Consider the following 13007-nt stretch of genomic DNA (forward strand, 5'->3'; position numbering starts at 1 on the left):
GCTTGATGGCAGCGCCAATTACTTCTATTAAAAGAAAAGAACTTACACCAGAGGAATTACAAAATGAGAAATTGAAAGAACTGCAAACTCTCATTACTGAACAGCAACAATCATTGAATAAAATCATTGAAATAACTGCTGAATTGGACAATGCAGGCGTACTCGATGCCATGTCTGCCATGGTGAAGGCGAGAGATGAGATTGCAGGTATTGCCGTGGCGCAAGCATCACGGGAACCGATGACGAATCTCATTAATAATTTAATAAATGCAACTGGCCTTTTGACAACGCTTAATCCGGAAGTAACGGCGAATTTGAAGGATAGCATTGCAAAAGGAATCGAGGAAGCCGAATTATATAAAGGAAATGGCGATAAAGTATCGATTTTACAGGTTATGACAGCTCTAAACGACCCGGATATAAATCGTGCGGTGAAATACGGCATGGATTTCCTGAAAGGGATGGGAAAAGGGCTAGAAAAGTAATTTTCGAATCCCTATTATTCTTGTAACGAATTCACTTCTTATACGTATGTATGAATAAGAATAAGAATAATAGGGAGTGAGGTATATTGCAGAACATTGAAAATGACGAAAATGAAAGTGAACATGTTAACCCGTGGACTTCCGTATGGTTTCACCCGAGAAAAACAGTCCAACATGTCATGGAATACAAATCTAGCAGCTTTGTGCTTTTAATTGTTGCAATTTCTGGGGTTATTCACTTACTCGATCAGGCAGTAGACAATGATTTAGTAGAGTCATGGAATATCGCTACCATATTATTAGTTGCATTGATTGCGGGACCTATTGTTGGAGTACTGGGCCTTTATATTGCCTCAGGCATTTATCATCTGTTTTCAATGATGCTAGGTGGGATGGGAACATATGAGGAAACTAGAACGGCATACGCAGTTTCAGAAATCATTATCGTAGTCGGTGGTCTTGTTTGGATTCCGAACTTGCTCATTTTAGGCCAAGGCAATTTTATTAGTGATTATGACTTTACAATTGGTCAGGCCGCTTGGCTCGTCATTTCGTTAATCGTTAATTTTATTGTCGGCATTTGGTCAATAGTCATTGTTATAGCAACAATCTCAGAAGTTCATCGATTTTCAGCGTGGAGGGCTGCTTTGGTCGTCTTCCTTCCAATTATTATTCTAACTGTCATTGTTGTCTTTATTATTGGATTGACAGCTCCAGCTTTATTTTAACAATGAAAAAAAGAGTCGTCTCTTTGTCATTATGACATCGAGACGTCTTATTATTGGCTCGTTGTTCATTCATCGTTTTCAATATGTTCGCGTTTTTTTCCTGTATGCATTAATTTTATTTTGAGTCGTCCACGAACTTTCCGTGATCGGGAACCGCAATCGATTTAAATTCTGACGCCAATCTATTCAAATTATCCTCCAACCATTGTCCTTCGACTGGGACACCGTGACCCGTAATGGCTATGCTTGGTCGTAAAGCAGCTAAAATTCCGACAGACTGTTCTGCGGTCTTCCAATCGGGTGTTAAATAGCGGGGAGGACCGCCTAGTTCCTTTTTTTGAGTGAACACTTTATATAGCTCATCTTGTATGACTGTTACGAATGCATCTCCGACAATCATTGCATGATCATCATTTCGGAACATCGAAATATGGCCTTCTGTATGCCCAGGTGTATGGATCCATTTCCAGCCCGGCATGAACGGGATTGTATGATCGTCTGAAAGAGCTCGAGCTTTTGAGCCAATATTAATGCTTTCATGTGGAAACATAAACGATAATTTAGCGACCATTCCACCTTCTACGGTCGTATCGGGTTCAGGATAATTCTTTTTGCCAGTAATATAAGGGAGCTCCAATTCATGGGCATATACTGGCACATCCCAAATTTCCAGTAGATCAATTAAACCTCCGATATGATCGAAATGGGCATGTGTCAAAATGATAGCCTTTGGCGGATTATCTTTACCGAATCGTTTTTCAGCCTCTTCCTTTATTTTATTAGCCGATTTTGGCATCCCAGCGTCAATAAGAACCCAATCATTTCCTTCACCAGCAAAGCCGAAAAAGACGACATTGACAATTTGAATGGTAAAACAGTATAAGTCAGGAGCCATTTCTATTCCTTGTCCACTCGTTACTGAGGTCATAGGTTGAAATCTTTCAGTGGAAGAACTTCTCTCCATGCATATAATCCTCCTCTGGGTGTTGAAGTTTCTCTTTTATGTTTTAATGTGTGTGTAAACTAATTTGTCATACACCTATATGAAAACTGATTTAACAAATGTATTGCTCTTAGCAGTTCAACTCTCTATAATAAAAAGGTACTTCTATTTGTCTCAGTAGCTCAGGGGATAGAGCATCAGCCTCCTAAGCTGAGAGTCGCAGGTTCGATTCCTGCCTGGGACGTAATTGAATAGTTTATGGCTGCTTAGATCGTCAGTGGAAACTGATAATCCTGGCAGCCTTTTTTCGTTTCAGAATTAAAACGTTGTCCCTTCATATACTAACGACGAACAATTGAATAAGAATATTCCGCGAATTAATAAATGGGTTTTCATTTTAAAGAAATCATGGTACATTATCAATACGTTAACAGACTAAAGTGTTAAAGCGAGATTATTAAAAGGAGCGAGAGTAATGAAAAAATATATGTCATTAATTATCATTTCAATTGCTGCCTTGCTTGTCGTGACAGGCTGCGGTAGTTCGAAAACAACAAATAACTCTAATGGAAAAGAAGTTCTCGTCATCGGCGTCGATGATAAGTTCGCTCCAATGGGTTTCCGCGATGAAAACAACGAACTCACTGGATTCGATATTGAATATGCGAAAGCGGCAGCAGAGCATATGGGTATGGAAGCGAAATTCCAACCGATTGATTGGAAAACGAAAGAAACAGAATTGAGCAGTGGACGAATTGATTTGATCTGGAACGGGTATACAATTACGGATGAACGAAAAGGTAAAGTGCTTTTCACAAAACCTTATTTGGAAAATGCTCAAGTCGTTGCAACATTAGCGAATTCTGATATCTCTCAGCTGAAAGACTTGTCAGGTAAAAAAGTTGGGTTGCAAGCTCTCTCTTCAGCTTCTGACGCATTGAATGCTAATCCGATACGCTCAGAAATCAAATCTATATCCGAATATGCGGATAATGTACTAGCACTTTCTGATTTAAAAGCTGGCCGTGTTGAAGCGGTTGTTATTGACGAAGTTGTTATTGACTATTACATGTCCAAAGACGAAGGTACTTTTAAAGTATTGGACGAGTCTCTAGCACCTGAGGAGTATGGCGTTGGTGTGAAAAAGGGTAACGAAGAATTACTTAAAAAGTTACAGGACGCTTTAGATAAAATGAATGAAGATGGTACTGCTGCAAAAATCTCCACAAAATGGTTTGGGGAAGATAAAGTAATTAAATAATGAATCGAGCATGCCGGGTTTTCGATGAGAAAACCTGTTTTGCTTTTTAGAAGGAGTCATCACCTATGTCTATAGATTATTTCATATCCATTTTAAAACCGATGCTAGAAGGGGCCCAAGCGACCGTGCTTCTATTCTTAGTAGCGATCATCGTATCTATCCCGCTAGGCTTCCTCTTGACATTGGTTGCTAAGAGTTCCATTAAACCGTTAGCGTACTTGGCAAATGCTTATATTTATTTGATGCGAGGAACGCCGCTCTTATTGCAACTTCTATTTATCGTTTTCGGTTTACCGCTAATCCCGGTTATCGGGGAATATTTAGTGCTCGATCGATTTGTCGCTGCGTGTTTAGGATTTATATTAAATTATGCTGCATATTTTGCTGAAATTTTCCGTGGCGGACTGCTTGCGATTGATAAAGGTCAATATGAAGCAGCAAAAGTGCTTGGATTAAATAGATGGCAAACAACGAGAAAAGTTGTGTTACCTCAGATGTTTCGGATTGCATTACCCTCAGTCGCAAATGAGTCGGTCACTTTGGTGAAAGATACTGCTCTGCTTTACGCTGTTGCTGTACCCGAGCTATTGCACTTTGCACAAACAGCCGTCAATCGTGATTTCACAATAACACCATTCTTACTGGCAGGAGTCATATATCTAATGATTACGTTATGTCTGACGCTGTTTTTCAAATGGTTAGAAAAACGACTACGGTTCGATTAACTATGTATGTATAAGATTATTAGTCATTGTAAAAGAGGAGTGTAAGCAATGCCGATTCTTGAAGTTAAAAATATAAAAAAATCTTTCGGTGCGCTGGAAGTACTCAAACAGATTAGTTTTGACGTCAACAAAAATGATGTTATAGCAGTCATCGGGCCGTCCGGGTCAGGGAAAAGTACGATGCTTAGAAGTCTCGTCCATTTAGAGGAACTGGATGGAGGAAGCATTTCGATTAATGGAAACTATATTGTAAAGGATGGAATCTATTCTAAACCTCAACAATTGAAAGAGATTACCTCCAAAATGGGGATGGTTTTCCAGCATTTTAATCTTTTCCCGCATTTAACTGTCGTTGAAAACCTAGAACTAGCACCAAAGCTTCTGAAACAAGGAAACTCTGAACAAACTCGTGAACTGAGTATGGAGTTATTAGCAAAAGTAGGACTATCTGATAAGGCTAACGTATTGCCAGCTAAACTTTCTGGAGGACAAAAACAGAGGGTGGCAATTGCCCGCGCGTTAATGAGAAAGCCTGAAATTCTCCTGTTCGATGAACCTACGTCGGCACTTGACCCTGAATTGACAGGAGAAGTGCTTCGTGTCATGAAAGATCTTGCACAAGAGGATATGACGATGGTTGTTGTTACACATGAAATGGAATTTGCGAAAGACGTCGCAAACAAGGCGATTTTCATGGATAAAGGTGAAATCGTTGAATCTGGACATCCTAACGATTTATTAACGAATCCGCAAATGGAAAGAACAAAAGCTTTTTTATATCGTACATTGTCAAAATGAATAATGAAACCTAAAATGCAGCCGGGAAAATAATCCCGGCTGTTTTTCATTTCGACAACAATGTGAAGTGAGGGTTGTGATCTGGAAAATATGTTAAACTACGGTAAGATAGATAGTGTAAAAGGAGATGTTAAAATGACTGAATCTGTAGTAGAAAAGCCATTTAAGAAAAGAAATTACCGGCCGGCTATTATCATTTTATCAATCGTTCTAATTGGCGTAATCGGCTTATTGTCGGGAAGACAAGGCGTAGAGGATTTTGACGCGTTCGATGTCACCATTTTACCGATGTTGAATGCTATTTTTAATAGTTTCACATTTCTCTTCTTAGTCGCAGCCCTCATTGCTATAAAAAAAAGAAATGTGGATGTCCATCGTAAATTTATTTATGCTGCATTTTGTACAACAGCCTTATTTCTCGTCACATATGTCGCATTTCATTATTTAGCACCGTCCACTCCATACGGCGGGGCAGGTATTTTAAGAGGCATCTATTATTTTGTCCTCATCACTCATATACTACTTGCTGCAGCAATTGTCCCGCTTGCTTTGACAAGTGTCGCAAGAGCGTGGAATAGAGAGCATGAACGTCATCGTAAAATTGCTCGATGGACAATGCCGATATGGTTGTACGTCAGCTTTACTGGTGTCCTCGTCTACATACTTATTTCACCATATTATTGATTTGAAAAAGGCTGATCGTTTGATAGGGGAGGCAGTCAGATGCATTCATATTCAATGATTATTAACGGTAAAGAAATCGGGGAAGGCATGCCTTTAATAGAAGTAATAAATCCTGCAACAGGAAAGTTGATTGCAACCGTTCCATGTGGAGGCGCGAACGAAGCTGTATTAGCTGTAGATGCGGCATATGAAGCATTTCAGCAATGGTCTAATTTGTCCGCGTATGACCGGAGTTCATTATTAGGTAAATGGCATGAGTTGATTGATAGACATTTAGAAGATCTAGCGCAAACGATGACGGCTGAGCAAGGAAAGCCTTTAGCGGAGGCGAAGGGCGAAATAAACTATGCGAACGGCTTCATTTCTTGGTATGCAGAAGAAGCAAAGCGTATTTATGGTGAAATAATTCCATCAAGTCATACAGGAAAACGGATTTTTATCCATAAACAGCCTGTTGGTGTGACAGCTGTTATTACGCCATGGAATTTTCCAGCTGCGATGATTACAAGAAAAGTGGGGCCAGCCCTTGCTGCAGGCTGCACAGTTGTTATTAAGCCTGCCGAGCAGACACCAATTACGGCAATTCGATTGGCAAAACTCGCGTTAGAAGCGGGTATTCCTCCGGGTGTTATTAATGTCGTCACCGGGGAAGCAAGTGCAATCGGTAATGCATGGCTGCAGGATACACGCGTTCGTAAGCTTACATTCACCGGTTCTACCGAAGTCGGAAAACTGCTTATGCGCGGCGCAGCTAACACGGTGAAGAAAATTTCATTGGAACTTGGAGGACATGCTCCGGCAATTGTTATGGACGACTGTAATATCGATAAAGCCGTGGATGGAGTGATGGCCGCAAAGTTTAGAAATGCCGGACAAACATGCGTTTGTGTAAATCGTATTTACGTTCATGAATCAATCGCTGACGAGTTTTCTCGAAAGTTGGTTAAACGGGTGAAACAATTGATAGTCGGAAACGGAATGGATGAAGGGGTTTCAATTGGTCCACTTATTGATAAAAACGCTATCCGTAAAGTTCAATCCCATGTCGATGATGCGCTGTCAAAAGGTGCAAAAATAGCTATCGGAGGTTCGAGAAAGGAAGGCTTTTTTTACGAGCCGACCGTTTTACGTGACGTTACAGATGATATGGTTTGTATGCAGGAAGAGACGTTTGGTCCTGTTGCGCCAATAACAACTTTTTCTTCAGAAAATGAGGTTCTTCAACGGGCTAATGATTCGATTTATGGATTAGCAGCTTATGTATTTACAGAAAACATCTCAAAAGGCATTCGGATAAGTGAACAGTTGGAATATGGAATTGTCGGATTGAATGATGGACTTCCTTCGACCCCTCAAGCTCCATTTGGCGGATTCAAGCAAAGTGGACTCGGTCGGGAAGGTGGACATCACGGCTTGGATGAATATATTGAGGTTAAATATATTTCAGTCGGATTGTAACAAATCAACATAACCAAAAATTCAAAACGCGAAACGGCACTAAACATGCCTTTTCGCGTTTTTTCCTCCAATTAGATAAGCAACTCAAATAATGTACTATCTTTATTTACTTCAGTGAATGGGAAGCCATTTTGTTCCAATCGGAGCAATAGACCGGCGTAATCTTCCTGCCTTTTCAATTCAATGCCTACGAGCCCAGGTCCATTTTCTTTATTGTGCTTTTTCGTATACTCAAAAGTAGTAATATCATCCTCCGGTCCTAATACAGAGTCTAGAAACTGACGCAATGCACCTGCACGTTGCGGAAAATTAATGATGAAATAATAGAGCAGTCCTTCGTGAAGAAGGGACTTCTCCTTAATTTCCTGCATTCGTCCAATATCGTTATTTCCGCCACTAATTATACAAACGACAGACTTTCCTTTAATCTGATCCTTATAAAAATCAAGAGCGGCAATCGGCAATGCACCTGCCGGCTCAGCGATAATGGCATGCTCGTTATACAAACTCAAAATAGATGTGCAAACTTTCCCTTCCGGAACACTCATAATATCATCGACATATTTCTTGCAAATGTCATATGTTTTGGTTCCGACACATTGAACAGCCGCTCCGTCGACAAATTTGTCAATAGTATCTAAAGTAATGACAGCGCCGTTCTGGATGGCGGCTTTCATACTGCTTGCTCCTTCCGGTTCAACTCCAATCATTTTTGTCATCGGCGAAAGGTTTTTAATGTAAGTGCTTATACCTGCCATAAGACCGCCACCACCGATACTTGCAAAAACAAAGTCAATCGGCTCTTCGATATCATTCATCACTTCGACAGCTACTGTCCCTTGGCCTGCAATAATATCCTCATCATCGAATGGATGAATGAAAATTCGATCTTCCTGTTCCGCACAATTGATAGCATGGGCGGAAGAGTCATCGAATGTATCACCGATAAGGATAATTTCGACAAAACCTTTGCCGAACATTTCCACTTGGTTCACTTTCTGCTTCGGTGTTGTTTGGGGCATGAAAATTTTGCCGCCGATCTTTAAATGAGCACAAGCATAAGCGACTCCTTGCGCATGATTGCCTGCACTTGCACAGACAATACCCTTTTCGCGGGCATCTGTTTCAATCCGTTTAATTTTGTAATAGGCCCCACGTAATTTGAAGGAGCGCACATACTGTAAGTCTTCGCGCTTAATATAGACATTACAGCTATACTTCTCAGATAGCCTCTCGTTTTTTTGCAAAGGTGTATGATTCACGACATCCTTGAGCAATTGGTTGGCGATTAGGATATCTTCTACTTGTACTGTCTTCGTTTCACTCTTAGCCATCTTCGTCATACGCTCTTTCCCTCCGGTATATAAATGAATATTTTATTATATTACCATGAAACACCGAAGATGAACATAAGATTGTTCGTAATTAACGATTAATTTGAACGAATTTATATAGAAGGATAATTGTGTGAAGTTTGTAAGCGTTTTCTTTATGTAATAATAAATTAATTAGATGTAATGACTAGTTTCAAAGCATTTGGCTGAGTAGTTACATGTACGTTACGAGAATGAAAGATTTCCCCATCGATGACATACGTTAATATACGATTCCCTTTAATAATAATTTCTTTCCCCTTTAAATAGGTAACTTCTTTAGCGATGACAGGTTCCCCAGTTAAAAGGGCAGGGAAAAGCTTTGATAACACTTTCCACCGTTTCGCGTTATGTAATATCGTTACATCAATTAGTCCGTCACTTGAATCTGCGTAGGGACAAATCGTAAGTCCCCCTCCATACATTTTCATATTGCCATTCGCAACGAGCCATAGATCTGTATGGAGAAGGAGATTTCCATCTATGTGAATTTCCCCTTTAAATGGCTTGAATGTTAACAATTCGATAATCGCTGCAATCGTATAGGCGGCGGCGCCGCGATTAAATTGATTGAGCCATCTTTTATAAAAGGACAGATCTGCCCTCAGTCCGATCTTTGCATCCAACCCGACGCCAGCTACCGTCATTCCGTACACTCCATTTACATGTATTAAATCTACGGTTAGCGTTTTACCAATGAATAGTTTTTCAACAAATTGATTCGGTTCCGCAACCAACCCAAAATTCCTGGCGACATCATTGCCTGATCCGGCTGGTAGGACAGCTAACGGAATGTTTGTCTCGGCTACTTGTTGAAGGACGGAGCTTACTGTCCCGTCACCGCCGATTACGATGAAAGCCTTTATTGAGTGTGAAGCACTTTGTTCAATTATATATGTGCGTGTCAATTCTGAAGAGACGCATATATGTGTATCATACGAAACTTTCCTGGCAATAATAATAGGTTCGATTTTATTCCAAATCGTAAATGCTGCACCTTTTCCCGCAGTTGGATTAATAATAAATACATACATCGTACGACCCCTTTTCTATTTATACTAGTTTAGCATAATCACATTGAGGAATTAATGCTTACGAAGTTTTAGTGGAAATAGGTTTTACCTATTTGTCTAGCAAGGAATTGTTCTATATAATAAATAGATAGAAAAGTATTTTAATTCAGATGAACGGGGGCGAAGGGGATGGTAAAGGAGAGTACTGAACTATTTTTAGATGCGGATGCATTGAAAATTAAGGAAATAATAATGAATAAGAAATTGTCGGTTTCAGAAGTCGTCTCAATATGTATTAATCGAGTGAAGGAGAAAAATTCATTAGTAAACTTTCTAGTAGAAGACTCCTTTGACGTTGCAATGGAGCAGGCTGCACAGGCGGATGCTGCATTAGTAAATGGGACCGCCAAAGGAGCGTTGTTCGGTGTTCCGATGAGTATGAAAGAATCATTTCATGTAGCTGGAATGCAAACGACCGGGGGATTACTACGCAGAAAAGGATTCGTGCAGAAGACAGATGCAGAAGTTGTGAGAAAGTTGAAAGCAGAAGGTGCAATCATTATTGGAAAAACGAATACGCCGGAACTGAACTTTTGCCAAGAAACGAATAATAAATTGTATGGTAGGACAAACAATCCGTGGAACGTCGATAGAACAGTTGGAGGATCAAGCGGAGGAGAAGGAGCAGCAATTGCACTTGGCGCGGCTGCTGTCGGTCTCGGATCGGACATAGGTGGGTCGATCCGTTTCCCAAGTCACTTTAATGGCATTGTCGGATTCAAATCTGGCAAAGGACAAGTGTCACAAGATGGAAGTTTTCCTTTTGTTGAACATGTATGGCAGCGAAGGATGTTGGGAATTGGACCGATGGCGAAATCAGTAAGGGATGCAAAACTCATCTATTCAATTATTGCTGACAATCGTTTAGAGGCGAAGGACATTTCTGATTTTACGATCAATGTGTTTAGGACGACAGCGTTTCCTCTTTCCGATACTACGGTAAAGTTATTGAACGACGTCTATCTATATCTGAAAGATAACGTAAGGACAGAGAGGGAACCTGTACCATTCTTTAACGATTCAGCGCTACTTTGGCAAGAAATAATGTCTATCGATGGAGGGGAGTCAACCCGAAAGGTCGCATTTGGGGATGGTAAGGATAGCCCATTTACTGCCTATTTAAAGGAAAAGGCAAGCGGAAGCGCAGAAATACATCGTTATCTATCGTGGGCACTAATTGGTACTTCATTATTCCGACCGTCAGCGAAAAGGATAGATGTAATATCTGATCTGTTAGATGAAGGGGATAAATTGCTGGAAGATTATTTGGACAATCGGTTACTACTCATGCCGGTTTACCATTCAGCAGCACCGCCACATGGCATAGTATATAAGGAGATTTTTTCAATTAGAAAAACATTCCTCAAATATATGCCGTTTGTTGCATATGCGAACACTTGGGGGCTTCCTGTTTTAACTGTGCCAATCGGAAAAAGTGACGATGGAATGCCGATCGGGCTACAAATTATCGGAAAAAACGGCAATGAAGATGCAATTTTTTCCCTCGGTTCAATGATTGAAAATCATTTTGGTGGTTATTCAAGAGTAAAGTAGATATGTAAGTAGTTAGAAAAAATGATGCAGATGTAGGTATGTATTTCATTTACCTTCATCTGTTTTTTAATTGAATTAGCAATAGTCATTGAAACTTAAAGAATATGAATATGAAAACATACAAAAGTAATGTATGATTTAGATGGTTAGCTCTATCTCATAGGGATATTTAGGTATAGGAGAGGAAGAAAACTAATGAAAAAGAGAAAAAGCCTAACTTTCCAACTAGGCACAATCATAATCGGAATCCTTGTCGCCATGCTTGCCATCACATCAGTCGCTACTTACAAGACGGCTTATGATAAGCTTTACGATGCAGCCGGAATCGAGGCTTACGGATGTGCAAACATAACGACAGGTTTACTGCAACCTAACGATGTTGACAAAGCATTGTCTGGGGATATTGCCACGATTGAAAAAATAGGAAACGATTTGAATTGGACAGTACTACATAAATATATTTTTGAAACTCAATACATAGTCGATCTTAATGGCAAACTTATCGCCCTTGATGATAACTTGGCTAATAAAGGAGTAAAGTCCGGTGATCAGGTTCCTTTGGATGAAGATGCAATTTCCACACTATTGGAGATGGGGCATCCTACATATTCCGAACCATATACATTTGCTGGTGTAAAAAGATTGTCAGGGTATGCACCTATCTTTAAGGACCACGATCCGAACAAAGAAATCATTGCGATAAGTGTAATTGATTTTGATGCAAACATAGTTGCGGAACGTACATGGGAAGTTGTCCGGGACGGTATTCTTATTAGCATCATTCCAGTACTGATTGCTGCATTCATAACAATCTTACTTTTACGACGCAAAACGAAACCAATTTCCCAGTTAATTGCTCACGCGAGAGCGATTGCAGATGGTAATTTAAATGTCGGTAGTGTAAATGTGGATTCCAAAGATGAAGTAGGGGATCTTGCCGATACTTTGAATACAATGACTATAAATCTAGGTAATATGATTGGAACTATGAAAGACACATCCCGTCAACTAATGATGAACTCCTCAACGACTGCCTCGACGTTAGGAGAGATGAATGACGCGATAGAAATGGTTGCGGAAAATATGAATGAGGTTGCGATAAGTGTTACGGAAGGTACAACAAATACAGAACATGTTTCTTCGATTCTCAGCTCGCTTGCAGCCGACTTACAGCACTCAAAAATACGTACAGATGAGGTTGCAGTCAATTCACAAATGACGATGCGAATTGCACAAGACGGACAGCAGCTAGCAAATGACATTAGCGAAGACATGGACAAGATTAAGCGGTCATCTATAGATGTTGGGACGACAATACAAGAACTTATTAAGTCGACAAGTCAAATTCAAGAAATAACGACTTCCATTGCTGGAATTGCTGCACAAACAAATCTATTGGCGTTGAATGCATCTATAGAGGCTGCAAGAGCTGGCGAACACGGCAAAGGGTTCGCGGTCGTGGCGGAAGAGGTCAGAAAGTTGGCCGAACAATCCAATAAGGAAGTACAGCAAGTCGAAAATATTGTAAATGATATTACGAAGATTATTGGACAAGTAGAAGCTTCTGCATCGGAAAGTACGAAAGTTGTTGAGACGGGAAGCAGAACAGCTGAGCAGACATCAGAATCACTAAGTAGTATTGCAACAGCCGTTGCAAATACGGTCCAAGAAATCAATCAAATATCTGAATTAATGAGTAAAGAAGCGGAGCAATCGGTCTCAGTCGTAAAGCTGATCACAGAATTGACGAAGTCGATGCAGGAGATCGAAGACAAGACGAATAATATTTCTGCAGCAACTGAACAGACGACTGCATCGATTAGTGAAGTTTCTCATCAATCATCTCAGACAAATAGAATGGCTGAAGAGCTCGAAAGGGTTGTAGGGCAGTTTAAGCTATAAGCATTTTACCAAAAGAACAGATT

The 13007-nt window shown here is 40.2% G+C and carries 12 protein-coding genes and 1 tRNA gene; 10 read left to right on the top strand and 3 right to left on the bottom strand.

Features of this window, described 5'->3' with window-relative positions; genetic code table 11:
* Nucleotides 1-5: 5 nt before the first annotated feature.
* Entirely contained in the window at nucleotides 6-485 is a 480-nt protein-coding gene (locus QM454_RS13250) for a DUF1641 domain-containing protein (RefSeq protein WP_432358771.1), read from the top strand.
* Between the two features lie 86 nt (nucleotides 486-571).
* A complete protein-coding gene (locus tag QM454_RS13255; protein ID WP_432358773.1) occupies nucleotides 572-1213 on the top strand; it encodes a YIP1 family protein in 642 nt (213 codons plus the stop codon).
* Nucleotides 1214-1328: 115 nt separating this feature from the next.
* Here the strand turns inward: QM454_RS13255 and QM454_RS13260 are convergent, their stop codons facing one another.
* Nucleotides 1329-2177: an MBL fold metallo-hydrolase gene (locus tag QM454_RS13260; RefSeq protein ID WP_432358775.1), complete on the bottom strand. Its 849-nt coding sequence runs from the start codon at nucleotides 2175-2177 to the stop codon at nucleotides 1329-1331.
* A gap of 150 nt (nucleotides 2178-2327) precedes the next feature.
* Here QM454_RS13260 and QM454_RS13265 point away from each other — a divergent pair.
* The 6 genes from QM454_RS13265 to QM454_RS13290 all read left to right on the top strand — a co-directional run bounded on the left by QM454_RS13265 (nucleotide 2328) and on the right by QM454_RS13290 (nucleotide 7082).
* Nucleotides 2328-2400, top strand: a tRNA-Arg gene (locus QM454_RS13265).
* 231 nt (nucleotides 2401-2631) lie between these two features.
* A complete protein-coding gene (locus QM454_RS13270) occupies nucleotides 2632-3417 on the top strand; it encodes an amino acid ABC transporter substrate-binding protein (RefSeq protein ID WP_432358777.1) in 786 nt (261 codons plus the stop codon).
* Between the two features lie 65 nt (nucleotides 3418-3482).
* The gene (locus QM454_RS13275; protein ID WP_432358779.1) at nucleotides 3483-4142 is read left to right on the top strand and encodes an amino acid ABC transporter permease; all 660 of its coding nucleotides are present in this window, start codon (nucleotides 3483-3485) and stop codon (nucleotides 4140-4142) included.
* A 48-nt stretch (nucleotides 4143-4190) separates the two neighbouring features.
* Complete coding sequence (locus QM454_RS13280) at nucleotides 4191-4940, top strand: amino acid ABC transporter ATP-binding protein (protein ID WP_432358781.1); 750 nt, start codon at nucleotides 4191-4193, stop codon at nucleotides 4938-4940.
* 135 nt (nucleotides 4941-5075) lie between these two features.
* A complete protein-coding gene (locus QM454_RS13285) occupies nucleotides 5076-5624 on the top strand; it encodes a DUF420 domain-containing protein (protein ID WP_432358783.1) in 549 nt (182 codons plus the stop codon).
* Nucleotides 5625-5663: 39 nt separating this feature from the next.
* A complete protein-coding gene (locus QM454_RS13290; RefSeq protein ID WP_432358785.1) occupies nucleotides 5664-7082 on the top strand; it encodes an NAD-dependent succinate-semialdehyde dehydrogenase in 1419 nt (472 codons plus the stop codon).
* A gap of 71 nt (nucleotides 7083-7153) precedes the next feature.
* Here the strand turns inward: QM454_RS13290 and ilvA are convergent, their stop codons facing one another.
* Both ilvA and QM454_RS13300 read right to left on the bottom strand, forming a co-directional pair.
* Nucleotides 7154-8416, bottom strand: a complete 1263-nt coding sequence (gene ilvA / locus QM454_RS13295; RefSeq protein WP_432364007.1) for a threonine ammonia-lyase IlvA — start codon at nucleotides 8414-8416, stop codon at nucleotides 7154-7156.
* Nucleotides 8417-8586: 170 nt separating this feature from the next.
* Nucleotides 8587-9489 (bottom strand): diacylglycerol/lipid kinase family protein, encoded by a 903-nt coding sequence (locus QM454_RS13300; protein WP_432358787.1) that lies wholly within the window; start codon nucleotides 9487-9489, stop codon nucleotides 8587-8589.
* A 168-nt stretch (nucleotides 9490-9657) separates the two neighbouring features.
* Between QM454_RS13300 and QM454_RS13305 the strand changes: the two genes are divergently transcribed.
* On the top strand, nucleotides 9658-11082 hold the full coding sequence (locus QM454_RS13305) for an amidase (protein ID WP_432358789.1): 1425 nt from the start codon (nucleotides 9658-9660) through the stop codon (nucleotides 11080-11082).
* Between the two features lie 195 nt (nucleotides 11083-11277).
* Nucleotides 11278-12984: a methyl-accepting chemotaxis protein gene (locus QM454_RS13310; protein ID WP_432358791.1), complete on the top strand. Its 1707-nt coding sequence runs from the start codon at nucleotides 11278-11280 to the stop codon at nucleotides 12982-12984.
* The last annotated feature ends 23 nt before the right edge of the window (nucleotides 12985-13007 follow it).

This window comes from Sporosarcina sp. UB5 (assembly GCF_050859005.1).
GTDB lineage: Bacteria > Bacillota > Bacilli > Bacillales_A > Planococcaceae > Sporosarcina.